Raw genomic sequence first — 24,238 nt, 5'->3', positions numbered from 1 at the left:
GCAATTATGCCCGTCGGTCACCTCACCCCCGCGACTCAGCTGCGCTGGTAGATGCGCTGTTGTTTGTACACCGGGTCGAAACTGTCCCGACAGTCCGCGGGCAGCGTCTCGGTCATCCCGATCATCAGATAGCCACCGTCGCGCAGAGAGCCCCGAATCGTCCGGAAAATCGGGGTCTTGTACTCGGCGTCGATGTAGATGAGCAGGTTCCGACAGAGCACGAGGTCGAAGTCCCGCTTTGGGTCGCCCCGAATCAGGTCGTGTTGCTCGAAGGTGACCTTCTCTTTGACCGTGTCACGCACCGAAAACTGGTCGCCGTCCTGGTCGATGTACTTCGAGTAGTCATCAAGCGGTGCCAGTTCCTCGGCAATATCTGTCGTCTGAGACGTCTCGTAGACGCCCTTTCGTGCCTCTTCGAGGATGTCCAGATTGATGTCCGTCCCGGTAATCTCTATTCGCCGGTCGGTAATCTCGTCGTCGTCCATCGCGAGCATCGCAATCGAGTACGGTTCGCGGCCGTCGGCGGCCGGTGCCGACCAGATGCGAACCCGGCGGTTGTTGTCGGTCAACTCGCGCAACACCAGTCGTAACTTCTCCCAGGCCTCCGGGTTGCGGAAGAACCCGGTGACGTTGATAGACAGGGAGTCGAGCAGCGCCTCCTGTTCGTCGTCGTCACCTTCGAGGAGGCGCTTGTACGACCGGTAGTCGTCGACGTCTGTCCGGCGCATCCGGGCGGTGATACGGCGGTCGAGGTAGGCGTCGTTGTAAAACCCCGTCTCGAAGTCCATGTTCGACTCGACAAAGTCGAGGAGGTCCGTGAACGCGCGGTCCTCTTGCCGACTCATAGTGTCACCACGTCGAGGATGTGGACGATGTTCCCGTCGCCAAGCACCGCGGTCCCGGAGAGGCCGGGCGTGCCGCTGAGTATCCCTTCGAGTGGTTTCACCACCACCTCTTCCTGGGCGTTGACCGAATCGCACTTCAGCGCGACCTGTCGCTCGGACTCGCGGATGCGAACGAGCATCCCGCCGCCGGCGTCTTCGACCTCTTCGAGTTCGGTACCCTCGCCGCCGTCGGTGGCTGTCGCCCGGCCGGGGACGTTGAACGCCTCACCGAGGTCGATGACCGGGTAGATTTCGCCGTTGTGTTTGATGACTTCCTGGTTGTTTATCTTCTTCATGTCGTCGGTCCGGGTAATCTCGTCGACGTTCTTGATGGGGATGCCGTACTCCTCGTCGCCCACCTCGACGAACAGGACCTTGACGATGGCCATCGTCACCGGGAGCCGAAGCGACACCGTCGTCCCCTCGCCCGGCGTCGAATCCACGTCGACCGAGCCATCGAGTTGCGTGACGGTGTCGTGGACGACGTCCATCCCGACCCCGCGGCCGCTGGTGTCTGTCACCTCGTCGGCCGTCGAAAAGCCCGGGTGGAAGACGAGGTCGTAGATGGCGGAGTCGTCCATCGTCTCCAACTCCTCGGGGGAACGCACGTCTTTCTCGATTGCCTTCTCTCTGATTCCCTCGACGTCCAGGCCGGCCCCGTCGTCGACGACCTGGATGATGACGTGGTCGCGCTCGCGGGACGCGCGCAACGTTACCTGCCCCTCGCGGGGCTTGCCCTTTTGCTCACGTTCTTCCGGTGGCTCGACGCCGTGGTCAAGCGAGTTCCGGATGATGTGCATCAGCGGGTCGGAAATCTCCGTCAGGATGGTCCGGTCGAGTTCGATGTCCTCGCCCTCGATTTCGAAGTTGACCTCCTTGCCCAGTTCCCGCGAGAGGTCCCGCACCATCCGGGGGAACTTCCCGACGACCTTCTTCAGCGGGATGAGACGCATGTCCATGACGGTGTTCTGGAGGTTCGCGGTAATCTTGTCCAGTTCGTTGAGCGTCTCACCAGCCGAATCGAGGTCGTCCTTTTCGACGGCCCGCCGGAGCTTGATGCGGCTCGTGACCAGTTGCTCGACCAGTCCGTGCAAGTCGTCGAGCTGGTCGACGTCGACCCGAACGGACTTGATTTCGTCGACGGAGTGGTCACTCTCCCCGTCGCTGCTGGTGCCACTGTCGGCTCCACTGGTTGTGTCAGCGTCGGACGACGCTCCGCTGTCCTGGATTTCGTCGGTTACGTCCGTGACCGTCGCCGTCTCTACTTTCCCGACGGAGTCCATCTCCGCGTCCACCCGCCCGAGGTCGTCGGCGTCGATGAAGAGGCCGAACGTCTCGTCGTAGTCGCCGTCCTCGATGTCCGCTCGAGTGGGGTTGCTATCGAGGATGTCGAACAGCTCCTCGATACCCTCCATGGCGAACATGGCGTCCACGCCCGGCATGTCGGTCTCGCCGACGTCGACCTCTACGTGGACGACCTTGTCCTCGACGTCGTCGAGGTCGATGTCGACCTCGTCGAGTCCGACACTGGAACTGCCACCTGACGAGTCGCTCCCACTGTTGTCGCCTGAGCTCTCTGTCGCAGTCCCGTCACCGGCGACTTCGACGCCCTCTTCGAGGACTGCCCGGAGCTGTGTGACCATCTCGTCGGTTCCGGTCTGGGGTTCGCCGTGCTCTTCGATTTCGCCGACGATGACCTCTATCTGGTCGACGCCGGCGAAGATAAGATCCATCACGTCGGGCGTGACCTCCATCTCGCCCTGGCGCATCTCGTCGAGCAGGTCCTCCATCGCGTGGGCGAGATGCGAGGCTGCCTCGAACCCCATCGCGCCGAAGTTCCCCTTCAGCGTGTGCGCTGTCCGGAAAATCTGGTCCATCGCCTCCTGGTCGTTCGGGTCGGATTCCAGATCCAGCAGCGAATTGTTCAGTTTCGTAATCTCCTCCTCGCTCTCACGGATGAATGCGTCGAGATACTGGTCGTCCATGTTAGTTCACCTCTGCTTTCGCAATGTTCAAAATCCCGTTCGGAATCTCGTCTATCGGAAGTATGTCGTCGACATAGCCTGTCTCGATGGCACGCTTTGGCATCCCGAAGACAGCGGATGTCTCTTCGTCCTGTGCAATCGTCCGGCCGCCGACGGCCTTGATGGCCTTGATGCCGGCGGCGCCGTCCTCGCCCATGCCGGTGAGGATGACACCGAACAGCGGGTCGGTGATGACCTCTGCGGCACTGTTCATCGTCATGTCGACGGCGGGCCGAACGCTGTTTACCGGCGGGTCCTCGGTCAGTTTCACTCTGAGCCGACCGCTCCGGTAGTTCGAGACGATCATGTGCTTGCCGCCGGGCGCGACCAGCGCTTCGCCGCCACCGATGCGGTCGCCGTGCTCGGCCTCCCACACGTCGTAGTCGCTCCGGGCGTCGATGCGTTTCGCGAACCGGTCGGTGAACCCGTTTGGCATGTGCTGGACGATGAGAATCCGAAAGTCCGCCTCCAGCGGGAGTTCCGAGAGGACGCGCTCGACCATCTTCGGGCCGCCCGTCGAAGAGCCGATGACGAGCGTCGGGTTCTCGACGTACGTCCGCGTCGACGGGGCCGACGTCCGGGTCCGACGCGTCGAACTTGACGTGGCTCCCGCGTCGACCTCCGCGACGGAGGTGACCATCTCGACGAGCTGGTCTTCCAGCCGTGACATCTCCATCGACACCTCACCCCCGGGTTTCGTAAAGAAGTCGACAGCGCCCTTATCGAGGGCTTCGAAGGTGACGTCGGCGTTCTCGTCGGTGTGGGCAGAGAGCATCAGTACGGGCGTCGGGTTCTCCGACATGATGCGCTCGACGGCCTCGATACCGTTCATCTCCGGCATCTCGACGTCCATCGTCACGACGTCCGGGTCGAGGTCGGCGACGGTCTGGACGGCGTCGCGGCCGTTTTTGGCCTGTCCGACAACCTCGATACCGCCGTCCTCGAGGATATCGGAGATGACACTCCGCATGAAATGCGAATCGTCGGCGACGACTGCGCGGGGTCGAACTCCCGACATCACGCACTCACCTGCCCGTGTGAGCACGGGTATAGACTCCTCTCCATTCTCATACCGAACTCCGGTTACGTCCCGCATAAATACACCGCCTCCGTAATCAAATGTGATAGTCCGGAAGGCAGATTTAAGTTCCTTTACTGGTTCTCATCGACTAACGGCGGACGGTGCAGTCCCGGGACCCGTTCCCGATTTCAGTGCAACCATGTCAACCACAGCATCCACGAGTGGGCAGGTACTCGAGTTCGAACTCGGTGACGAGACGTACTGTGTGAGCATCGACTACGTGACCGAAATCGTCGACGTCGGCGACCTCACGAAGGTGCCAAACTCCCCGCCACACGTCGAGGGCGTAATGGACCTCCGTGGACGGACGACCTCTATCATCAATCCGAAAGTCGTCTTCAACATCGCCGAAGAGGGCGCCGAACAGCGCATCATCGTCTACGACCCTGACATCGTCGAAGACCAGGGCGCTGCCGGCTGGCTCGTCGACGAAGTCGACCAGGTCGTCCAGATAGACGAGGCGGATGTCGACACCTCGCCGGCCAAAGACGACGATTCCATCCACGGTGTCGTCAAGCGCGGCGACGGCGACTTCGTCATCTGGGTCGACCCCACACACGTTCACGGGTCAGCGTAGATGACCGCGACCAACGTGGCGCCCCTCGCATCACCTTGTAACTCACCTTCTCAGCACGAACTATGATAGAACTGACTAAGACCGGAATCGACGGGCTTGACGACATACTCAACGGTGGCATCGTGCGGAACTCGACGACGCTGATAAGCGGGAATCCGGGCGCCGGGAAGAGCCTGCTCGGACTCCAATACATCTACAACGGCGTCGAGAAGTTCGACGAACGGGGAATCTACCTCTCCTTCGAGGAAAACGAGCAAGACCTCTCGGAGGCCGCGGCGTCAATCGGCTTCGAGAACTGGGACCAGTACGTCGACGAGGGTCAGATCAAGGTCTACGACAAGCAGGTGCTCCTCCGGGAGAACGATTTCAGCGATGCACTCGAGATACTGCTCGACGACCTCGACGACGACAAGTACGAACGGCTCGTGCTGGATTCGCTGACGATGTTCCAGCTGTTCTTCGACGACGAGCGCGAGAAACGGACGTACCTGCTGAAGTTCACCGACATCCTGCGGGCGAACAATCTCACGACGCTGATGACGAACGAACAGGGGACTGTCTTCCCTGATACCGATATTGGTCTGGAGAATTTCCTCACCGATGGCAACATCTTCCTGATACAGACGCCGACCGATTCCGGTGTCAACCGGTACGTCTGGGTTGCGAAAATGCGCAAGCAAAACATCGATACTGACATTTTCCCGATGGAAATCTCTCAGGGTGGTATCACAGTCCACCAGAACGCCAGCGCGTTCTCGATGATGAGCGAAGAAGAGTCGCCAATCTAGCTCTCGGCCCGATTATAACGAACGAAAACGAGTGTCTTGGGCTCTGCAAGTCCAGAAATTTGGCAAACAACTCTATCGGCTGCTAAGTCCAAAATCAGTCGTGAGAATCCGGTTCAGCACACGGTAGTTTTATGGTTCAGGTGGTACATAATTTGATAACTGATGGCTTCAGCGGAGTTACTCCAGACGCTGGGGAACAAATACAGCGCCGAGATTCTCGATGCGACTGACGAGCCCCGCTCGGCCCAGGAACTGAGTGACGAACTGGAGATTCCGATTGCCACCTGCTACCGGCGAATCGACGAGCTGACAGAACACGACCTGCTGGAGCTACACGACAACATTCTCTCGGACGACCGGCGGCGTATCAAAGTGTATCGTCGGAACGTCGACGCGGTCTGCGTCGAGTTCGACGACGAGGAACTGACAATCGACGTCGACGAACGCTCGGAAGTGACCAACAAACTCGACAAGGCCTGGCGGACCCTCTCAGAAGGGTAGTAGCACCAATTTGGTTGCTGTCTGCCAGCGTATCACTACTTTCACGTCGTTATCAAGGCCGATATTCTTGTGGATGGATTTAAGAGCGGGTGTCTGTAACAAGACGGTAGTGGCCAACATAGTCGAACTCCTCTATGCGTTGTCGACGCTGGTCTTCGTCGTCGCCGGCTTGACAATGGTTGGGATGGCAATACGGGCGTACGTTCAGACGGACCGCCAAGCGATGCTTCACCTGTCGATTGGCTTCTCTCTTGCTGTCGCGGGCGCGGCCGCGACGATGATTAGTGCGTTCTTGCTGGGTTTCAACGGATCGTACATCGAGTCACTACTGTTGGTCAACAGTGGCTTTACGACCTTCGGCTTCCTGTTTGTGATGTACAGTCTCGTCACCTACGAGTGAGGGCTGCGGTCGCGATGGACAGATTATGACCTTTCTAGAACACGCGCGCACGAACCGAGCCCAGTCGGGCATCGGGACGCTCATCATCCTCATCGCCGCAATCCTGGTTGCGACGATGGCCGCGGGCGTGTTTTTCGACATCGCCGGCCTCCTCCAGAGTGAAAGTGCCAGTACGAGCGAGGGCGTCTCCCAGCAACTTGAGGGGCGCCTCGAAATTATCTCCGTCTCGGGTGAAGTCTCCAGTGGCACCGTCGACCGGGTCAACGTCACCGTGAAACTATCCTCGGACAGCGGGGTTACCGACCTCCGGGCCGCCACGATACAGTGGATTGGCCCCCGCGGTGCGGAGACACTCACCTGGTCCGGACAGGACTCGACCGGCCCGTCGTTCAACATTACCACCTTCGGGAGTCCGGAACCAGTCCTCGACGCGGGGACGGACCGCGCGACGTTCACTATCGACCTGGAGACGTTCGACTCGACACTCGAACCGGGTGATGTCGTGACGTTGACCATCGTCACGAACACTGAACTCGTTTATCGTCTGCAGGTGCCACGGTCGCTGAGTGGGCGGTCGACCGTCGGGTTATGACATCTCACAGATATTCCCCGGGGCGAAACAGTAACGCCTTGGTTCTGCCTTTAGAAAATCTCTACTGGACAGTATCACTGCTGAAATAGCCGTTTCACATGCTGAAATGCTGCCAAACACCTCTATACCCGTTTTCACAGCCGATAATCACGGGACTACCCTTATTAGGGTCCAACCACGATATTTCAAATAAGTCTGCGGCAGACACTGCCCAGGCGAGATAACAATGCAAATCAAAATGCCACACAAACGAGAAAAGGGCCAGGTCGGTATCGGGACCCTCATCGTGTTCATCGCGATGGTTCTGGTCGCCGCGATCGCCGCGGGTGTCCTGATTAACACGGCCGGTTTCCTGCAGAGTTCGGCAGAACAGACCGGTAGTGGAGCGGCTGAACAGACGACCAACCGTCTCACCACCGCAGGTAGTGTGACTGGTGTCGTGTCTGGTAGTCAAGTCACTTCGATCAATATGAGTCTGAAACGAGTTTCCGGATCGGGTGACATCGACCTGAACGATACTACAATCCAGTACGTGTCTTCATCCGGTGTCGAAACTCTCACCAATCAGAGCGGTGGTGCGGAATTCACTACGAGTCCTATCCGTGATGACGACGGGAGTCTCACAACTGGCTCGGGTAGCGACCCAGTTCTGAACGCTGATACGGACCAAGTCTCTGTTCGAATCGATCTAAATCAAGGCAGCGCACCTAATCTCGAACCACTAGAGGCCGGTGAGAGTGCCACGATGACCATTGTGACGTCTGCTGGCGGTGAGACTGAAGTGCGAGTTAGTGTGCCTGACACGCTGACTGGCACGTCTGCTGTCGTTCTCGCTCCGTAAATCGCCTCTCTCGCTTTTCGTTTTTATCACACCGACCAGCGTCAGCACCGCGTCTGACGTCGCCGACGGAATTATACCGCTCTACGACAGAGTACAGCGTATGTCCGACGGGCCCGACGACGTCGACATGGACAACGGCGGTGATCCAGAGGAGGGTCCGATTCTCTCTCCGGAAGAACTCGACATCGCTGACGACGAGCACGTCACTAAACTCGACGAGGGTCGATTCGTCGTCTCGCCCGACGTCCGCGACCAGCAAACCCCGAGCAACGCACATCAGTCATCGTCTCAAAACCAGCCACAGCCTGACGCGGAACCCAACCAACAGTCCGAGCCTCAGCCACAATCCAATACAACACAGCCCTCCCGCCAACCGGCACCAAGTGACGACATCACGCGAGAGGAGGTTCACCAGTGGCTTCGGCAGAGCTTCGAAAACGGCGGGTCCCGGTACGGGTTCGACGTGACGGCCATTTTTGACGATTCGGTTAGCCAGCGCCGGATGGCCTCCAACGATGTCGTCACGATCTTCGAGAGTCTCATCCTGTGGTACGCCCAGCAAATCGACAACGACACCCCTGTTGAGGAAGTGCTTGGCATCCTTCTTATGGAGTCGAACGTCCCCGTCCGATACCCCTCGAAGAGTCTGACGAACCTCGTGAAATCGACGGGACTAGATCCAGATGATACTATTGCTGACCTGCTCGCTGCTGTCGACGAAGATAATGGAGTCGAACTGTGAAACCCGCCGTCGCTGATGATGAGTGAGGATTCTGTTTCCGTTCCCCTGATTGCCGTCGCCGTTATCCTCGTTGGGATGCTCCTCTCGGGACCAGTCGGCGGTGTCGACCTGGTCCCCGAACGGCCGTCGCTGGACGAGGGAACGGCTTCGGTGACTGTCATCGAACCGACAGCGGACTCGATTCGGGTTACTGAGGGTCGCTTCGGGACCAACGTCTCGTACGTTCGGATTCCGGACCTCGTCATCGACGTGACCAGTGTCGAGGGACAACCACGAGTGCTGTATCAGGTAACGGTCCCCGACCTGAACATCCGGAAGCAAAACGACAAACTCGTCCAGTCGAACGGGCGCCTCCGCGTCCCGATTAGCGACCATGCGGTGGTAAAAGAGGGCGCCCTCGACGGCGTCAGGGCACGTCTCGTCGTTCGCGTCCAGAGTTACTCCGGTGAAACAGTTGTGATGAACAGGACAGTCGCGGTACAGCGTGGGTGACGACGAAATGAGCGATGGGACACAACAAGAACAGCGCGAATCGACAGCATCGACGCTCGACCGCATCGAGTCTGTCGGGACCCGCGCGAGGTCAGCCGTCCGGGCCGTTGGACGTGTGGTGTTCGGTGACCGACTCGGTCTGGCGCTCTTTCTGGGCGCGGTCCTCTGGTGTGGGGCGCTGTGGCGCGTCGGCATCTTCATCCAGGATACGGTAACCGTCGCGAACGCGCTGGCAAACGTCGCAGACGGTCATCTTGCCATTCTCGACAGCCCGTATGCGCTGACACTCGGTGAACAGCCGGGACTCGTCACCGTCGACGGGCAGGCGTACGGCCGCAACTACGGCCACGTCCTGCTCGCACTCCCGCTACTGTGGTTGCTCGAACTGGGGGCCGGCCTCGTTGCACCGAAACTCTTGCTCGCCGGCGCGTGGAGTCTCGGACTGGTCGCCTTTTCGATGCTGGTCGGCCGATTCACCGGTCGTGACCGTCTCACGACCCTCGGCAGTCTCGTCGCGCTTGGTGTGTTTGCGGGCAATCTCCTGACCGTGACGGCACTGCCGGAAGGAGTGTTGGCGCTGGTGGCACTCCAGTTGAGTACGATTCTCGCAGCGGCGCTTATCGCTGTCGTGCTCTACCGCCTCGTCGGCCGTTTCCACGTTGACCGAGTGGGAGTTGCGGCGGGCGCTGCGGTGGTCGCCGCCACGCCGGTCGGATTCTGGGCGTCGATTCCGAAGCGTCACGTTGTGACTGCTGCGGCTGCTGTTATCGCCCTGTACTGTTTCGCGGTGAGCAGAGAGCGGACCGACCGCCGTGGCACGCTGGCCCGTGCGGGAGCGTACGCCGTGCTTGGATTGCTGACGACCGTCCACCCCTTCGAGGCGTTCTTCCTCTTCGCCGTTCTCGCCCCAGTCGACCTCGTGACGGCACCGGAAAACTCCCTGCGAACCGTTGCTGCCGTCGGATTTGTCTTTGCTCTCTCGATGCTCCCGTTCTTTACGATTAATACGCTCATCTCCGGCAATCCAATCGAGTCTCCGAGGATTCTCGATGGACGTGGTTCTGGTATTGACACGTCGCTTACAGCAGATGGTGGCGACGGGACTGGGGGCGGGGGCGACGGTGGCGGTGACGGTGGAAGTCAGACCCCGGCAGACGGTGGCGCGAACGGCACTGACGGCGGAGGTGACGGCGGGAGTGGTGGTGGCGCAAATTCAGATGGCGACAATGGAAACACCGGCTCGCCGTTCGGCGGGTTCTTAGAGGCGTTCGCCTCACTCGTCGCGTTCGCTGGCAGCTTCGTCGGATACGTCACTGACTGGGTCGGTGGGAGTCTCGACGTTTTGGGCCAGCACAAGCGACTGTACCACATCTTCGTCCGGAGCGGCCAGATTCCGGGCATTCCGACGATAGTAAACAACTTCGAGGCAATCGAGCTCACGCTTCTGGAGTCATTTCCGCTCGCCGCAGCACTACTCTGGCTTCCGGTCGCTGCCGTCCAACGGGCCCGAGAATGGGTCGTCGGTGCTGGTATCACGACCCCCCGCCGCCAGACGGACCTGCTGGCCGCGGGGTTTGCTGTCGTGTTCACGCTCGTTTACCTGCCGCAACTCCCTTTGTACAGCCAGATTACCGTCCGGTATATCCTGCCGGTGATGCCGCTGCTGGTCTACGGCGTGGCACGATGTTCGTGTGTCCACCGGGCTGTCGAGGAGCGCCCACGGTGGCTTTTCGGGAGCTATCTGGGGACTGTCGTCGGTGGCGGTGTCGCGATGACGGTCGCATTGACGCTTCTCGACCCGGCAATCGGTGAGGCGATGCAACTACACGCGCTGGTCGGTCTGGCGGCGGCACTCGTTGCGGCTGTTATCGTCGGGTCGTGGCCGCTCCACGATGAGATTCGGGCCGTCGCCGTCGGATTGGCACTGCCAGCCGGTGTAACGACCGTGTTTATCCTTCTCGCGAAAATCGAGTACTTCAGCTACCGGGTGCCGTCGGACGGGAATCCGAATGCCTTCGTTCTGGATGTCGTTCGCGTTCTGGCGGAACTGCTGCCTATCGTTCCGACGTAATTCCTGTCAGGCGGGGCGCCATCGAGTATCAGCGCCGATAATCAACGGGACACATTTATTTAGCTTTTGGCGGTACTCAGAAGTGAGCAGATATGGCAGACGTACTGATAGCCGACGACTCCGAGTTCATGCGGAACCTCCTCCGGGAAATTCTCGAGGAAGACCATACGATAGTTGGGGAGGTGGAAAACGGCGTCGAAGCCGTCGAGGTATTCAAAGAAGAACAACCGGACCTGGTAATGATGGACATCGTGATGCCCATCCGGGACGGCATCGAGGCGACCGACGAAATCAAAAGCGCCGCACCGGACGCGAACGTCATCATGTGTACCAGTGTCGGGCAGGAAGAGAAAATGAAAGAGGCCGTCAAGGCTGGTGCTGATGGGTATATCACCAAACCGTTCCAGAAACCGAGTGTGATAGAAGCAATCCAGGACGTCGTCCCGTCGTAACGATGAAGGTAGACGTCCAGTCGCTCGGGACCTTCAATCAGCTTGCTCACGAGGGCGCTGAACAGGCGACCCGGTCGATGTCCCAGATGACCGGTATCGACGCTGAAGTCGACGTGACGAAAATCTCACTTGTCGACCGCGCAGACATCGGCGAGGAGCTCGGCGACCGCGAGTTCGTCGGCGTCCAGTTTGGCTTCGAGGGGGCACTCAGCGGCGAGACTGTTCTGGTCTTTGACAGGGACAGCACGGACGAGATCGTGAACGCGCTGATGCCTGGCGCTGGGGATGACCCGGCGATGGCGCAGTCGAGTGTCGAGGAAATCGGCAACATCATGATGAGCGGTTTCATCGACGGCTGGGCGGACCACCTCGGTGCGAGCATCGAGCACACGCCGCCAGAGTACATCGAACGGACCGGTGGGAACGTCCTCCCGGAGGCACCGGAGTCGAGCGAGAACGACCAGATTTTCGTCTTCCGGAGCGAAATCGAGTGGACCGAGGAGCCGGTGAACTTCTACATCTACATGCTCCCCGAGTACGGCCCGATGACGGAGATGATGGGCGACCACGCCGATACTGCGGAAGACGCGATTCCCATCGAGAAACTGGAAGCGTTCAACCGGATGACCCAGCGGGGAACTGAAAAGGCCGCGGAGAACGTCGAGATGATGTCCGGTATCTCGACGGAAGCGGAGGTCAGCCAGATTTCCTTTGCGCCTATCGAGGACGTCCCGAAACAGGTCGAAAACGAGACGTACGTCGGGACGGTGGTGGAGTTTACCGGCACCCCCAGTGGCTATCTCCTGGTTCTGTTTGACGAGACGTCGGCTATCAACGTCGCGGAGGCGCTGATGCCGGTCGAAAGCGAGGGTGAGGGACTGACAGACCAGCACAAAAGCGCCATCGAAGAGCTGGGGAATATCATGACCAGCGGATTCGTCGACGGGTGGGCAAACGTCCTCCAGCAGTCCGTCGAGCACACGCCGCCGCGACTGGTCCACGATATGGGCCAGGCGATTATCGACCCGTTGGCGGCCCAGCTGGGACAACACCAGCGTCACGCGTTTATCATCGACTCGAAGATGAAAACCGACGAAGTCGAGTTCGAGAGCTCGATTCACGCGTTGCCCAACGAAGAAGAGTTGCGTCAGGCACTCGACGACCTGGACGTCGACCGTGCCGACGAGACGGACGCCGACGTCGAGCAGATATTCTAACAATGAAAGTCTACGACGGCAGTAGCGAGACGGAGCAGTCAGAGGATGCCGCCCCCGAACGGCTGAAAGTCGGCATCGCGGAGTACGAAGTAACGACGGACGGCGCAGAGCTTACGACCAGCGGGCTGGGCTCGTGTATCGGGCTCGCGCTGTACGACCCCGGGACCGGTGTGGCCGGACTCGTCCACGTGATGCTCCCCGCTGCTGACGAGGTGGACGACGAAAACGCTGCGAAGTTCGCCGACACCGGGACCGAACTCTTAGTCGAGAAGATGGAGGATGTCGGGGCGAATACTGGCCGCATGGAAGCCAAGATTGCCGGTGGCAGCGACATGCTCGATTTTTCCGAATCGGGGTCAGGAATCGGCGACCGGAACATCGCGATGGTGCGCGAGACGCTCGAAAGCTACGGAATTCCGATTGTCGGCGAGGACGTCGGCGGTGACCACGGTCGGTCGCTCCGATTCGAATCGAAGACCGGCGACCTCGTTATCAAGAGCGCAAACACGGAGAACACCCGATTGTAACTTTTCGCTGCTGTGGCCGACTGTCTGCTGTGCGCGCTCGCGTCAGACGGCTGGCAGACGACGACAGAACCTCGGATACGTCCGACGCTGTTCTCTCGAAAATAGCTCGGAAATAAAAGTCAGACACTATATTTCAGAGTATTCAAGAAGATAATAAGTTTATTCCGGGGCAATTAGGCCTGTATTATCAGATGTGATAGGATAGACGGTAGATTCAAGAGTACAAACGCCCACTCTTCGCGTAATGAGTAGCGTCGTGTCCGCCCAGCCGTTGCAGTCTGTCGCACTGGAAGCGACGGATGCTGTTTGGCTGTTCGTCTTGCTTACTGGCGGGCTCGTCGGTATGAGTATTCGGAACATGCTCGAGGGTATCGTCGGCGACGAGGAAGAGGCCAGCAGCGACGACGGCGGTGGCGACGACCTGGGTGGCGGTGGCGGCCTGATGGACGACGGTAGCGGCGACGACGGCGGTGACGACGACTTAGGTGGACTCGGCGGTCTGGACGACGGCGACGGCGACGACCTGGGCGGATTCGGCGACGATGAGTTTGGCGACATGGACGACGGTGGCGGCGGTGGCGGCAACGTCGACGAACTCGAACACCGGCTCGACGAGCTGGAAAACGAGGTCGGCAGCCTCTCCTCGACGGTCAACACCGTGCGAAACGAGAACGAGCAGATTTCCGAGAGCGTCGAGGAAGTCGAGGAGAACGTCCGGAAACTGCTCGACATCTACGAGATGGTCACCCGTGGGGTCAACCCCTTCGCCGACGACATCGACGCCGGGATGGGCGGCGGCATGGACGGCGGCGACGGGTCCTTCGGGCTGTTCGGTGACGACGGTGGCGGTGGCGAAGAGGAGGAAGACCTCGACTCGGACATCGCCGAAGCCGACGCTGAGGGCTTTTTCGACGAGGACCTCGTCGAAGACGACGACGGCATGGAGGCAGACGCCGACGTAGACGACGTGTTTGGCGATGAAATGGGCGGTGACGACATGGGCGGCGACATGTCGATGGACGATGGCGGCGACTTCGACGACGAGTTCGACGAAGGCTTCGACGAGGGCATGGACGAGATGGGAGGTGAAACCAGCATGGACGACGACGCAAACCAGGACAGCGGCGGCGGAACGTCGTTTGCCGACCTCAAAGACGAGTACGAGTCCGGTGAAGCAGACTGGGCCGACGAGGACGACGGCGAAGCCGACGACGAGATGGAGATGGACGATGAGATGGCGATGGACGACGAACTCGAAGACGATTCGGCCGACGAGTTCGAGGACGACCTCGCCGACGACGAACTCTTCGACGAGGTCATCGACGAGGAAGAGTCGGCCGACGCAGCCGAGGAAACTGTAGAGCCGGAACCGGAGCCGGAGCCCGAACCGGAACCGGAGCCGACGACCGTGGAGCCAGAGCCGGAACCGGAACCAGAGCCCGAACCGGAGCCAGAACCGACGACTTCGGAGCCCGAACCAGAACCGGACCCGGAGCCAGAACCCGAACCAGCGACGACCGCAGAGCCAGCGTCAGATACGGACACCGGTCAGTCCTCGGACGAGGGGAAGCCGTACCTCGCGACGCTCCCGGAAGGGTACGCGTCGGACCTCATCGTCGTCGAGTGGCTTGAGTTCCTCGTCGAGGAGGCGGGTGTCCGCGAGACGGCGCGGGCAATCGACTACTACGAGAACATCGACTGGATAAACGAGGCAGTCGCGGCCGACCTGAAGGAGTATCTGAGCGGCTTCGACGGTGGCGGAAGCGGCACGCTGACCATCGACCACCATACGCAGAGTCTCAAGTACATCAGCCAGCTCAACGGCGGGTCGGCTGCCTTTGGCATGATGGGAGGTGGTCTCGATGGGCTTCAGCGTTAGTGGCGCCGCGGCGATTATCTTCGCCACGATGTTTGTCACGTTCGGGATGTGGTTTACAGCCTCCGCAAATAGCTTCGAGGCAATCTCTGAGGCGGAAACTGACAAAGGCGACAGAGTGCTGGATGCCCAAAATACCGCCATCTCTATCGCGAATGTGACTTACGACAACGCGTCCAGTGAGGTGACCGTGTCAGTCAACAACACCGGCGCTACGCAGTTGTCGGTCGAGACGACCGACCTACTCGTCGACGGCCAGTACCGGAGCGGCTGGGAAGACAGCGCCACGGTCGCGGGGACGGACACGCGACTGTGGCTCACCGGTGAGCAACTCACGATGACGGTGACGAACGCGAGCCAACCCGACCGGGTGAAAGTCGTCACCGAGAGCGGTGTCTCGGCGACGTCGACGGAGGTGACGGCTGTATGACCGTCGGAGGAGGTGTCTGAGATGGGATTCGGAACCAGCGGGAGTGCTTTCATCATCTTCGCGGCGCTGTTGCTCGGCATCAGTTCGTTCTACACGGCGACAGCGAACTCTACCGAGACGATTCGAGAGGCACAGGACGCCCGCGACGAGCACCACCGGACCGTCCTGAATACTGGCGTGAACGTGACTAATGCGACGTACAACACCTCGTCGTCGAATTTCACGCTCCGTGTCACCAACACCGGTGAGACGACGCTCTCGACCGACCGGGTCGACGCCGTCCTCGAGGACGCGTATCTCGACAGCAGCGACTTCGAGCGCGTGACCGTCGACGGCCAGGCGACGCGCGTCTGGCACCCGGGCGAGCAACTGGTGTTGGAAGACGACGACACGGTGGCCGACCTCACGGAGACGCCGGGACGCGTGAAGTTTGTGTCCGGCCCCGGTGTCGCTGACACCCGCGGTGTGACGGAGGTGAGCGCCTGATGGCGAGTGTCTCTATCTCCCATATGATTCTGTTCATCGCGAGCATGCTCATCGCGGCGAGTGTCGCGGGCGTGTTCACGACCAGCGTCGACCGACTCAGCGGCGCCATCCAAGACCAGGGACTGCAGGTCAGCGACACCGTCCGGACGGACGTCGAGATAATCAGCGACGGCGGGACTGGCTCGTGTGTCTACGACTGCAGTGGCAACGGCAATCTCACCTTGCTGGTGAAAAATACCGGCTCACAGCAGTTATCGGCCCAGCCCGACCAGATAGACGTGCTGATAGACGGCCAGTTCAAGCCGGCAAGCGACAAGACCGTCACGGTGCTGGGCGACAGCGAGACCTGGGACCGTGGTGCGGTGGTCAGAATCAACGTCTCTGCGCCGGGACTGTCGTCTGGCGACCACCGCGCGAAGGTCATCGTCAACGGCGACGAGGAGGTGTTTGAATTCCGAACATGAGCATTGCAAGTAACGACCTGTTCTCCATCGGTCTGGACGAACGGGACAGATTGAACAAGGAACTCGGCGGCGGCCTGCCACCGGGCAGTATCGTCCTCATGGAGGGTGATTACGGTGCTGGCAAGTCCGCGATTAGCCAGCGGTTCACCTACGGGCTCTGTGAGGAGGGCCACACTGTCACGATGTTGTCGACCGAGTTGACCGTCGGGAGTTTCCTAGAGCAGATGAACTCCCTGGATTACGACATGGTCGACCACATGTTAGACGAGGACGTCCTCTTTTTGCACGCCGACATCGGCGACTCGAAGAGTACGTTCTCCGACGACGGTGGCGACGAGGAGCGAAAGGACCTCCTCAAGCGCCTGATGGAGGCGGAGGTGATGTGGCAGTCGGACGTCATCGTCATCGATACGTTCGACGCCATCCTCCGGAACGACCCCAAATTCGAGGCGCTGGTCCGGGAAAACGAGGAGCGCCAGGCCGCACTGGAGATCATCTCGTTTTTCCGGGATGTCATCTCCGAGGGCAAGGTCGTCGTCCTCACCGTCGACCCGACGACCCTCGACGAGGAGGCTATCGGCCCGTTCCGGTCGATCGCGGACGTGTTCCTCGAACTCGAGATGGTCGAGGTCGGGAACGACGTCCGCCGGCAGATCAGCGTGATGCGATTTGCCGGGATGGGCGAACAGGTGGGTGACTCCATCGGGTACTCGGTTCGCTCTGGCACTGGCATCGTCATCGAGAGCCGCAGCGTCGCATAAGATACAACTATGACAGAACACGGAAGCGCAAAACCGTCGGACGAACTCAGACAGCACGCGGCCAGACGCCCCCACCTTCGGGAGCATCTCCAGAAGTTCAAACAGATTACCGGGGAGTTCCCGAAGTTCATTGAGGAGGCCGACGACGACTACGAGAGCAACCGGCCCAACGTCCTCTATCCGGTTGGTGGCCCCATCTACAGCCACATCTACGGCGACCTCGGCCAGGACATGAAATACTACGCCATCGAGCCGGAGCTGGGTGAGGGAGAACGCCCCGTGTTCGACAAGGTCCGCAACCGCCTGCTCGAACGCAGTGTCACCAAGGAAGCCCCCGAGAACGAAGCCGAGTACGACGACCGTATCGAGGAACTCCTCCAGGAGACCACCCGCGTCAAGAACCGCGAGACCAGTGACAGCGGCGTCCTGACGCGGCTCTCGAAGATTACTGACGTGGGGAAGGTCGAACTCAATCAGGAAACTTACGAGAACATCCGCTACCGGCTGAACCGCGACATCGTCGGGCTGGGGCCGCTCGAACCGGTCATGCGCGACCCGGCAAACGAGGACATCCACGTCATCGGCCGTGACCAGTGTTTCGTCGACCACTCGGTCTATTCGATGCTCGAGACGACCGTCGAGTGGGACTCCAAGGAGTCGTTCGACCAGTGGCTCAAGAACATGGGCGAGCGTATCGGAGACCCCGTTTCCGACTCGGACCCCATCGTCGACTCGACGCTCCCGGACGGCTCGCGTCTGAACCTCATCTACTCCGACGACGTGTCCCTTCAGGGTCCTTCCCTGACCATCCGTCAGGGCGAGGACGTCCCTCTGTCTATCTTCCAGATTACCAAGTGGAACACGCTCAGTCCCGAACTGTCGGCGTACCTCTGGCTGGCACTGGAAAACGAGCAGACGGTGTTCGTCGTCGGCGAGACGGCATCGGGGAAGACGACCACGCTGAACTCGATTATGGCGTTTATCCCCCGTGGCTCGAAGATTTACACCGCGGAGGACACCGCAGAGGTCATCCCGCCCCACGACACCTGGCAGCAACTCCTGACGCGTGAGGGGGAAAGCGAGGACACCTCTATCGACATGTTCGACCTGGTCGCTGCGGCACTGCGCTCTCGTCCCGACTACATCATCGTGGGTGAGGTTCGTGGTGAGGAGGGTCGGATGGCCTTCCAGGCGGCCCAGACCGGTCACCCGGTCATGCTGACCTTCCACGCGAGCGACATCGTCTCGATGATTCAGCGTTTCACCGGGGAACCCATCAACGTCCCCGAGACGTTCATGGACGTGGCCGACGTGGCGCTGTTCCAGAACCGGGTCAAGCAGGGCGACCAGGTGCTTCGCCGTGTCACCTCCGTCCAGGAAATCGAGGGATACTCCAAGGAGATGGACGGTGTCGTCACCCGGCAGTCGTTCTACTGGGACCCCGTCGAAGACGAAATCGTCTTCCAGGGGATGAACAACTCCTACGTGCTCGAAGAGCAGATTGCGACGCTGCTGGGGTACGAGGACACCCGGGACATCTACGACGACCTGAAGTTCCGGGCGCGCATCATCGAGCGTGCGATTCAGGAGGGCATCCTCGGCTACTACGAGGTCAACGACCTGATTGCTGACTACCAGCGTGACGGCGTCGAAGGCCTCCCCTTCGACATCCACCGGCAAGACTGATGGCCACTGAAAAGGGCAGACTGAATCTGACCGTCTCCGAGACCGTCCAGTCGTTAATGGAGTCGTATCGCCGGATGGGAATGCCCATCCAGCAGTATCTCAGCTTCATTCTCATCCCCTCCGGCGCCTTCTTTCTCCTCACGATAATCGCCGCCGTCCTGCTGGACCTGCCCTTGACGATTCGTCTGCCGATTCCACTCTTGGGGTTGCTGGCGTTTGGCGCGGCCGTCTTTTACCCGAAAATCCTGATTTCCCAGCGCAAGCGCCAGCTCAACAACCGGTTTCACCTGATGGTCACGCACATGACCGTGCTGGCGACGACGAACATCGACCGGATGGAAGTGTTCCGAAAGCTCGCGCAGGAAGACGAGTACGGCGAACTCGCAAACGAGATGAACCGCGTCGTCCAGCTGGTCGACACCTGGAATCAGAGCCTCGACGACGCGCTCCGCCGGCGCGCAAAGGAGGTCCCCTCCGACGCCGTCTCGGACTTTTTCGACCGCCTCGCGTACACGCTCGGTGCCGGGCAGTCACTGAAAGATTACCTCATCACCGAACAGGAACAGATTATCCAGGAGTACTCGACGGTCTACGAGTCCTCGCTGGACAGCCTGGAGGTCATGAAAGACCTCTATCTGTCGATGGTCCTGTCGATGACGTTCGCGCTGGTGTTTGCGGTCGTGTTGCCGATTTTGACGGGGACGGACCCGACGCTGACGGTCAGTGCAGTCATCGTGCTGTATATCTTCGTCCAGACTGGCTTTTTCCTCGCCATCCGCTCGATGGCACCGTACGACCCGCTGTGGTACCATCCTCCGGAGAAGTCCTCGCCGACCGACGAGCGCGCCCAGAAGAGCTTCCTCGCCGGTCTCGGCCTCTCCTTGCTCTTGCTGTTTATCTCGCTGGGTGGGATGTTTGGCTTCAGCCCCATCGCACTCGGAGACATCGTCCCCCTGGTCTCGGACCCGCTCCCGCTCCCGCTGTACGCGGCGATACCGATTACGCCGCTGTTGATTCCCGGCCTCGTCATGCGCTCTGAAGAAGAGAAAGTCAAAGCACGCGACGGGGAGTTCCCGAGTTTCATCCGGGCACTCGGTGCGACCGAAGGGGTCAAACAGTCGACCACCTCGATGGTACTCAAGACGCTCCGGAAGAAGGACTTCGGGGTGCTGACCGACAACGTCAACAGCCTCTACAAGCGCCTCAACATGCGTATCGAGACTTCCGAGGCGTGGCGGTACTTCACTGCTGAGTGTCGCTCGTATCTCATCCAGGTGTTCTCCGAGATGTATCTCGTCGGTCGGGACATGGGTGGTTCGCCGAAAGTGCTCGGTGAACTCATCGCCAAGAACATGAACGAGGTGCTTCAACTCCGCCAGCAGCGCAAGCAGGCGACGACGACGCTCATCGGGCTCCTGTACGGGATTACGGCGGCCTCGACGTTTGCCTTCTTCATCGGGCTCGAAGTCGTCAACATCCTCGCGGGCATGAGCCTGGACTTGCAGACCAGTTCGAACTTCGACGTCGGGACGCTCATCAACACCGGCGTCTACGACATCCCGCTCATCGAGTTCCTGCTGATTATCATCATCATGTTCGGTGCGATGCTCTCGTCGCTGATGATTCGGACCATCGACGGCGGCCACAAGATGAACACGTACCTGCACTTCGTCACGCTGACCTGGGTTGGCGCACTCACTGCAATCGTGACGCGGTGGATGGTCGGTATCTTCCTCTCCATATAGAACGGACCGCTTTTCCCTGCCGGTCCCGTCTCCGACGATAATGACCGACAGCGACCGTGCGGCGTTTCTGGCCGGTGACCGGCCCGAAGACGTACTCATCTATCTCGACGAGGCGGCCGTCTCGAACCCCGACGCACTGGAGGCGCATGGCGAACGCGTCGACGACGGTCTCGTCCTCGTGTTGCCCGGTGACAAAGCCCGGAGCGTCTTCCAGAAAGCGGCGGGTATCGACCCGATGGCCTTCGCCAAGGAGGCGATGGGGACGGAGGGACACATCGACGCCGACTGTACCGGCGGAACGTGCCCGGAGGGCGACGGCGACGACCACCAGGCACGCTTTGTCTTCGCATTCGCGGAGGAACAAAACGAGGAGGTGGGCGACCTCTACGCCGAGGGCGATGTCGTCCACGCCTACGTCTCCTGTTCGTGTGGGACCGCCTACTCCGATAAGTGGGTCGTCGACGAGAGCGAGTTGCGCGACTGAACGAGGTAGATGTCGTAGGGGACGCGTGTTGCGACGTTCGAGCCGATGCTACTGACGGGCGCAGCGATAGAGCCGACGTTCTCGCTGCCGAGAAAGACCACGTCGGCTGCGACGTCTATCGCGAGGTCACGGAGGTGTGTCGCGATGTTGCCGGCGCTTACGTACGACTGGACGACGGTACAGCGAAACTCGGCCGCCGGCGCAATCTCGGCCACCTGTTCGCGCAGTCGGGTCTCGACCGCGTCGGTCTCGAAGGACTCGTCGTCGTCGACCCAGCCGTGTTCGACAGCGTAGTCGCGGTCCCGCGGGACGATTGTCGCGACGATTATCTCGGCACCGGTCCCCGCTGCGAGGGTATCTGCCCGGCGCAGTGCGGCCACGGCCAGGTCGCTCCCGTCGAACGGGACGAAGAACGTCATCGGTACTCCCCCCATACGCGACCTTGGTAGCGAAAACAGTTGAATCCTCGTCCTGTTTTTACATGTCGGGACCGGTCAGCGCCGACCGGTCACCCGCGACTGCGTGTGGGACGGAAACACCGACTCGACGCGGTCGGGTCCGTACTCTGCCGCGAGAAGCGCCCGGAGTTCCGACTCGTAGTCGCCCTTCTCGATTGTCTCGCTTGCCCCAGTCTCGACGACGAGGTGGTCGTCGGCGAGCGCGTCGATGGCACTGCGGCCGATACCGGCCAGGGGGGCAAGGTGGGCGACATCGTAGCGGTCCTCGATGCTCTGTGCGAGGGGGCGTTCGACGGTCGGCACGCGGTCGTCGCGCCGGGTTCCATCGGCAACGGCGTCCAAGGCACCCGCCGCTGCGCGTTCGAGAGCGTGTTCGTGGACCTGTTGGATACCGTTGCGCGGGTATCCGTCCGTGACCATCTGCTCGACGGCCTCGGCTGCCACTGCCTCGTCTAACTCGAGTGTCTGTGAGTCGAATCCCACCGCGTCGGCGGCCGCGTGTGCGTGCTCGTAGTCGTCGGTCACGCCGAAGGTCCCACAGAGAAGGGTCACGTCCGCGACCGGTTCCAGCAGGAGCGCAGCGAGCGTCGAGTCTTTCCCACCGCTGTACAGTACCCCGACCTCCACGCTTACCGCCGACGGATGTCGAAGCTCTTCGAGTCCGGTGTGAGCTCTTTCAGCAGTTCTTTCATCTTCTCCTCGTCGATTTTGCCCTGGATGCGGCCACTCTGGGCGAGCGCGACGATTTGCTGTTCGATTTTCTCACCGTGCTCTGGCTTGGACATCTTGACGCTGTTGAGTCGCTTGCGCGCCCCGTCGGTGAGGCTCTGGCGGAGGACAGCCTTCTTCTGTGCTTCGGCCTGCTCGCGCTGGGCTTCCATGGCCTCTCCGTCCTGTCCCTCTGCCTGCTCTTTGAGTTGCTCTCGCTTTTGCTTGCGAAGTTTTTCGAGTTCTTCGTCGCTGGGTTCACCGCTCATACCCACGTTTTGTCGATTCGGAGGCAAAACGATTACGGGCCACACACGAGCGGCAAGCGATGGCGTTGACTCGTTGCCATCTCGTGGCCTCGTGTCACTGCTGTGGACCTCTGAGTCAGAGGGCTCCGGGAAGGTCGCGCCGGAACGACGCAACCGAGCGGTAGCGGTCATTCGGGTTCGCTTCGAGTGCCCGGTCGATGGCTACGGCCGCACCGCGAGGGGCAGACGACACCGGCTGGGCCGGTGGAACAGCACCCTCGCGGACGGCCCGTGCGGTGGCAGTGTCGTCGGGAACGGGGGATGACTCACAGAGGAGCCAGTACGCGAGGGCACCGACCTGATACACTGCCGTCGTCGCAGTGAGGCGGCCATCCACCTGTTCGGGCGCTGTAAACGGCGTCACATGGTCGGTCTGCTCGGCGTCGACGGCACGTTGGACCGCCCACTCGATTCCCCAGTCGGCGACGGTGGCATACCAGTCTCGCTCCGTCCCACCGCTCTGGACGTGGATTCGCTCCGGATGGATGCCACAGACCGGCGCTGTACTGGCAGCGTCGACGGCGTCGACGGCATCGATAACCTGGCCGAGTATCGACAGGCGCGTCTCGACGGGGAAATCGGTGCCCGTCGCCGCCAGCGTGTGGTCGCCGGCCTGGTAGGCGGCCCACTGTGCGGGGTCGGTGCCGGACTCGTGGACCGTCGCGACGCTTGGGTGGTGGTCGGCGCTGCGCCACTGTGAGAGGCGCGCCTCGAAGGACTCGCGCACGTCAGGGACATCGACGTGCTTTCGCGACACGGCGAGTATCTCGGCGTCCGTTCCGTCACCCCAGGGCGTCGCGTATCGGTGGAGAATGCCGTCCGTGTCGACGAACTGTACTTCCGTCACGTCGGGGATTGACGCCCCGAGTTGGCCGGGACTGGCTGGACCGACGTACGTCTCGGTGTCGTCGCCGGTTTCGCCATCGGTCTCATCCGGCTCCTCGGCCGGGTCGTCCGGAACTGCCGGTTGCTCGATGGCAGTGGGGTCGAACGTGACCCCGGACGCGGTGATGTCGTACTGGAGAAAGCGGTGTTCTCGCTCCTCGAACTCCCTCCCGGTGGCGTCGTACGCGTGCAGGTATCTGAAATCGTAGTCGTGTTGACTCTGCTTTGCCTGCTTGCAGGCTTCCTCGCGGGACGAACAGACCGCCAGCGCACACGTTCCCCGTTCGGGAACGATGGTCCACCCCTCGAGCAACTCGTCGTAGCGGACTTCGAGACACTCGAAAAGCGGGTTCCAGTAGAGGTTTCTGACGCTGTTTGCGGATTCCCACCGGAGTGCACAGGGGTGTCTGTTCTCGTCCATCTTGGTCTTTGCAGCCCGGACGGCGTCGATCTGGCTGTCGTGGGTCGAGAACGTCTTTCCCTTCCGCGTCCCTCGGCGGTACGCTTCGACGACCCAGACGTGACCCTGTTTGACGATTTCGAGTGGCGGTCGCTGCGGAATGTCAGGCTCCGCGTGGGCTCGCTCGGACTCCTGTCGCGGCTGGTCGCTGGGTGTCACCTACGTTGATGGTGTACCACGAGTGACAATTATGTTTCGCTTTCCGCAAGGCGGGACGCGGATAGACGGCGCTGGTCGGTGGTACGTCACTGACATGCTGGTGAGCGGACGCGTCGGTCGTCGTGACTCGCAGAGGCGA

At 60.8% G+C, this 24,238-nt stretch carries 27 protein-coding genes; 20 read left to right on the top strand and 7 right to left on the bottom strand.

Annotated features, from left to right (window positions below):
- Positions 1–35: 35 nt before the first annotated feature.
- From QYL91_RS02075 to QYL91_RS02065, 3 genes are read right to left on the bottom strand one after another with little or no spacing between them, the layout of a single operon-like run.
- Complete coding sequence (locus QYL91_RS02075) at positions 36–845, bottom strand: CheR family methyltransferase (RefSeq protein WP_302081728.1); 810 nt, start codon at positions 843–845, stop codon at positions 36–38.
- Positions 842–2,869 (bottom strand): chemotaxis protein CheA, encoded by a 2,028-nt coding sequence (gene cheA / locus QYL91_RS02070; protein ID WP_302081727.1) that lies wholly within the window; start codon positions 2,867–2,869, stop codon positions 842–844. Before cheA ends, QYL91_RS02075 begins: the two co-directional genes overlap by 4 nt.
- A 1-nt stretch (position 2,870) precedes the next feature.
- Positions 2,871–3,929 (bottom strand): protein-glutamate methylesterase/protein-glutamine glutaminase, encoded by a 1,059-nt coding sequence (locus QYL91_RS02065; RefSeq protein ID WP_302081726.1) that lies wholly within the window; start codon positions 3,927–3,929, stop codon positions 2,871–2,873.
- Positions 3,930–4,128: 199 nt separating this feature from the next.
- Between QYL91_RS02065 and QYL91_RS02060 the strand changes: the two genes are divergently transcribed.
- From QYL91_RS02060 to QYL91_RS01965, 20 genes are all read left to right on the top strand, one after another.
- Positions 4,129–4,566 carry a chemotaxis protein CheW gene (locus tag QYL91_RS02060; protein ID WP_302081725.1) on the top strand — a complete coding sequence of 146 codons (438 nt, stop codon included), beginning with the start codon at positions 4,129–4,131 and terminating at the stop codon, positions 4,564–4,566.
- 62 nt (positions 4,567–4,628) lie between these two features.
- A complete protein-coding gene (locus tag QYL91_RS02055; RefSeq protein ID WP_302081724.1) occupies positions 4,629–5,354 on the top strand; it encodes an RAD55 family ATPase in 726 nt (241 codons plus the stop codon).
- Between the two features lie 162 nt (positions 5,355–5,516).
- Positions 5,517–5,855, top strand: coding sequence for a winged helix-turn-helix domain-containing protein (locus tag QYL91_RS02050; protein WP_302081723.1), 339 nt, complete (start codon positions 5,517–5,519; stop codon positions 5,853–5,855).
- A gap of 118 nt (positions 5,856–5,973) precedes the next feature.
- A complete protein-coding gene (locus tag QYL91_RS02045; RefSeq protein ID WP_302082890.1) occupies positions 5,974–6,255 on the top strand; it encodes a DUF7521 family protein in 282 nt (93 codons plus the stop codon).
- A 25-nt stretch (positions 6,256–6,280) separates the two neighbouring features.
- Entirely contained in the window at positions 6,281–6,847 is a 567-nt protein-coding gene (locus tag QYL91_RS02040; RefSeq protein WP_302081722.1) for an archaellin/type IV pilin N-terminal domain-containing protein, read from the top strand.
- Positions 6,848–7,073: 226 nt separating this feature from the next.
- Entirely contained in the window at positions 7,074–7,688 is a 615-nt protein-coding gene (locus QYL91_RS02035) for an archaellin/type IV pilin N-terminal domain-containing protein (protein WP_302081721.1), read from the top strand.
- 100 nt (positions 7,689–7,788) lie between these two features.
- Positions 7,789–8,430, top strand: coding sequence for a DUF7500 family protein (locus QYL91_RS02030; RefSeq protein WP_302081720.1), 642 nt, complete (start codon positions 7,789–7,791; stop codon positions 8,428–8,430).
- Between the two features lie 18 nt (positions 8,431–8,448).
- Positions 8,449–8,922, top strand: coding sequence for a hypothetical protein (locus QYL91_RS02025; RefSeq protein ID WP_302081719.1), 474 nt, complete (start codon positions 8,449–8,451; stop codon positions 8,920–8,922).
- Positions 8,915–10,993, top strand: coding sequence for a hypothetical protein (locus QYL91_RS02020; protein WP_302081718.1), 2,079 nt, complete (start codon positions 8,915–8,917; stop codon positions 10,991–10,993). Before QYL91_RS02025 ends, QYL91_RS02020 begins: the two co-directional genes overlap by 8 nt.
- A 92-nt stretch (positions 10,994–11,085) precedes the next feature.
- On the top strand, positions 11,086–11,445 hold the full coding sequence (cheY, locus tag QYL91_RS02015; protein WP_302081717.1) for a chemotaxis protein CheY: 360 nt from the start codon (positions 11,086–11,088) through the stop codon (positions 11,443–11,445).
- Positions 11,446–11,447: 2 nt separating this feature from the next.
- On the top strand, positions 11,448–12,662 hold the full coding sequence (locus tag QYL91_RS02010) for a chemotaxis protein CheC (protein WP_302081716.1): 1,215 nt from the start codon (positions 11,448–11,450) through the stop codon (positions 12,660–12,662).
- A 2-nt stretch (positions 12,663–12,664) separates the two neighbouring features.
- A complete protein-coding gene (locus tag QYL91_RS02005) occupies positions 12,665–13,189 on the top strand; it encodes a chemotaxis protein CheD (protein WP_302081715.1) in 525 nt (174 codons plus the stop codon).
- Between the two features lie 244 nt (positions 13,190–13,433).
- On the top strand, positions 13,434–15,068 hold the full coding sequence (locus QYL91_RS02000) for a FlaD/FlaE family flagellar protein (protein WP_302081714.1): 1,635 nt from the start codon (positions 13,434–13,436) through the stop codon (positions 15,066–15,068).
- A complete protein-coding gene (arlF, locus tag QYL91_RS01995; RefSeq protein ID WP_302081713.1) occupies positions 15,052–15,495 on the top strand; it encodes an archaellum stator protein ArlF in 444 nt (147 codons plus the stop codon). Before QYL91_RS02000 ends, arlF (QYL91_RS01995) begins: the two co-directional genes overlap by 17 nt.
- Positions 15,496–15,516: 21 nt before the next feature.
- Positions 15,517–15,981 carry an archaellum stator protein ArlF gene (gene arlF, locus QYL91_RS01990; RefSeq protein ID WP_302081712.1) on the top strand — a complete coding sequence of 155 codons (465 nt, stop codon included), beginning with the start codon at positions 15,517–15,519 and terminating at the stop codon, positions 15,979–15,981.
- Complete coding sequence (gene arlG / locus QYL91_RS01985) at positions 15,981–16,445, top strand: archaellum stator protein ArlG (protein ID WP_302081711.1); 465 nt, start codon at positions 15,981–15,983, stop codon at positions 16,443–16,445. The genes arlF (QYL91_RS01990) and arlG overlap by 1 nt, the downstream gene beginning before the upstream one ends.
- Positions 16,442–17,206, top strand: a complete 765-nt coding sequence (gene arlH / locus QYL91_RS01980; protein WP_302081710.1) for an archaellum protein ArlH — start codon at positions 16,442–16,444, stop codon at positions 17,204–17,206. Before arlG ends, arlH begins: the two co-directional genes overlap by 4 nt.
- A 9-nt stretch (positions 17,207–17,215) precedes the next feature.
- A complete protein-coding gene (locus tag QYL91_RS01975; protein WP_302081709.1) occupies positions 17,216–18,892 on the top strand; it encodes a type II/IV secretion system ATPase subunit in 1,677 nt (558 codons plus the stop codon).
- Complete coding sequence (flaJ, locus tag QYL91_RS01970) at positions 18,892–20,637, top strand: archaellar assembly protein FlaJ (RefSeq protein ID WP_302081708.1); 1,746 nt, start codon at positions 18,892–18,894, stop codon at positions 20,635–20,637. The genes QYL91_RS01975 and flaJ overlap by 1 nt, the downstream gene beginning before the upstream one ends.
- A 40-nt stretch (positions 20,638–20,677) precedes the next feature.
- Positions 20,678–21,121 (top strand): DUF5807 family protein, encoded by a 444-nt coding sequence (locus QYL91_RS01965; RefSeq protein ID WP_302081707.1) that lies wholly within the window; start codon positions 20,678–20,680, stop codon positions 21,119–21,121.
- Here the strand turns inward: QYL91_RS01965 and QYL91_RS01960 are convergent.
- The 4 genes from QYL91_RS01960 to QYL91_RS01945 form a co-directional block, all read right to left on the bottom strand.
- Positions 21,076–21,555 (bottom strand): universal stress protein, encoded by a 480-nt coding sequence (locus QYL91_RS01960; RefSeq protein ID WP_302081706.1) that lies wholly within the window; start codon positions 21,553–21,555, stop codon positions 21,076–21,078. The genes QYL91_RS01965 and QYL91_RS01960 overlap by 46 nt on opposite strands.
- A 60-nt stretch (positions 21,556–21,615) precedes the next feature.
- Entirely contained in the window at positions 21,616–22,206 is a 591-nt protein-coding gene (locus QYL91_RS01955) for a DUF7411 family protein (protein WP_302081705.1), read from the bottom strand.
- A gap of 2 nt (positions 22,207–22,208) precedes the next feature.
- Positions 22,209–22,556 carry a DNA-binding protein gene (locus QYL91_RS01950; protein ID WP_302081704.1) on the bottom strand — a complete coding sequence of 116 codons (348 nt, stop codon included), beginning with the start codon at positions 22,554–22,556 and terminating at the stop codon, positions 22,209–22,211.
- Positions 22,557–22,671: 115 nt separating this feature from the next.
- The gene (locus tag QYL91_RS01945; protein ID WP_302081703.1) at positions 22,672–24,099 is read right to left on the bottom strand and encodes a protein kinase family protein; all 1,428 of its coding nucleotides are present in this window, start codon (positions 24,097–24,099) and stop codon (positions 22,672–22,674) included.
- Positions 24,100–24,238 lie beyond the last annotated feature (139 nt).

Source organism: Salinibaculum rarum (assembly GCF_030505615.1).
Lineage (GTDB): Archaea > Halobacteriota > Halobacteria > Halobacteriales > Haloarculaceae > Salinibaculum > Salinibaculum rarum.
Note: the sequence above shows the minus strand (reverse complement) of the source record. Positions and strands in the feature narration are given on the sequence as shown.

Excerpts from the sequence above, each read along its gene's own strand:
- QYL91_RS02005 (WP_302081715.1), top strand. The coding sequence starts at position 12,665 with ATGAAAGTCTACGACGGCAGTAGCGAGACGGAGCAGTCAGAGGATGCC.
- QYL91_RS02035 (WP_302081721.1), top strand. The coding sequence starts at position 7,074 with ATGCAAATCAAAATGCCACACAAACGAGAAAAGGGCCAGGTCGGTATC.
- QYL91_RS02055 (WP_302081724.1), top strand. The coding sequence starts at position 4,629 with ATGATAGAACTGACTAAGACCGGAATCGACGGGCTTGACGACATACTC.
- arlH (WP_302081710.1), top strand. The coding sequence starts at position 16,442 with ATGAGCATTGCAAGTAACGACCTGTTCTCCATCGGTCTGGACGAACGG.
- QYL91_RS02025 (WP_302081719.1), top strand. The coding sequence starts at position 8,449 with ATGAGTGAGGATTCTGTTTCCGTTCCCCTGATTGCCGTCGCCGTTATC.
- QYL91_RS02050 (WP_302081723.1), top strand. The coding sequence starts at position 5,517 with ATGGCTTCAGCGGAGTTACTCCAGACGCTGGGGAACAAATACAGCGCC.
- QYL91_RS01950 (WP_302081704.1), bottom strand. The coding sequence starts at position 22,556 with ATGAGCGGTGAACCCAGCGACGAAGAACTCGAAAAACTTCGCAAGCAA.
- arlF (WP_302081712.1), top strand. The coding sequence starts at position 15,517 with ATGGGATTCGGAACCAGCGGGAGTGCTTTCATCATCTTCGCGGCGCTG.
- arlF (WP_302081713.1), top strand. The coding sequence starts at position 15,052 with ATGGGCTTCAGCGTTAGTGGCGCCGCGGCGATTATCTTCGCCACGATG.
- cheA (WP_302081727.1), bottom strand. The coding sequence starts at position 2,869 with ATGGACGACCAGTATCTCGACGCATTCATCCGTGAGAGCGAGGAGGAG.
- cheY (WP_302081717.1), top strand. The coding sequence starts at position 11,086 with ATGGCAGACGTACTGATAGCCGACGACTCCGAGTTCATGCGGAACCTC.
- flaJ (WP_302081708.1), top strand. The coding sequence starts at position 18,892 with ATGGCCACTGAAAAGGGCAGACTGAATCTGACCGTCTCCGAGACCGTC.
- QYL91_RS01960 (WP_302081706.1), bottom strand. The coding sequence starts at position 21,555 with ATGGGGGGAGTACCGATGACGTTCTTCGTCCCGTTCGACGGGAGCGAC.
- QYL91_RS02000 (WP_302081714.1), top strand. The coding sequence starts at position 13,434 with ATGAGTAGCGTCGTGTCCGCCCAGCCGTTGCAGTCTGTCGCACTGGAA.
- arlG (WP_302081711.1), top strand. The coding sequence starts at position 15,981 with ATGGCGAGTGTCTCTATCTCCCATATGATTCTGTTCATCGCGAGCATG.
- QYL91_RS02010 (WP_302081716.1), top strand. The coding sequence starts at position 11,448 with ATGAAGGTAGACGTCCAGTCGCTCGGGACCTTCAATCAGCTTGCTCAC.
- QYL91_RS01965 (WP_302081707.1), top strand. The coding sequence starts at position 20,678 with ATGACCGACAGCGACCGTGCGGCGTTTCTGGCCGGTGACCGGCCCGAA.
- QYL91_RS02075 (WP_302081728.1), bottom strand. The coding sequence starts at position 845 with ATGAGTCGGCAAGAGGACCGCGCGTTCACGGACCTCCTCGACTTTGTC.
- QYL91_RS01975 (WP_302081709.1), top strand. The coding sequence starts at position 17,216 with ATGACAGAACACGGAAGCGCAAAACCGTCGGACGAACTCAGACAGCAC.
- QYL91_RS02030 (WP_302081720.1), top strand. The coding sequence starts at position 7,789 with ATGTCCGACGGGCCCGACGACGTCGACATGGACAACGGCGGTGATCCA.
- QYL91_RS02040 (WP_302081722.1), top strand. The coding sequence starts at position 6,281 with ATGACCTTTCTAGAACACGCGCGCACGAACCGAGCCCAGTCGGGCATC.
- QYL91_RS02060 (WP_302081725.1), top strand. The coding sequence starts at position 4,129 with ATGTCAACCACAGCATCCACGAGTGGGCAGGTACTCGAGTTCGAACTC.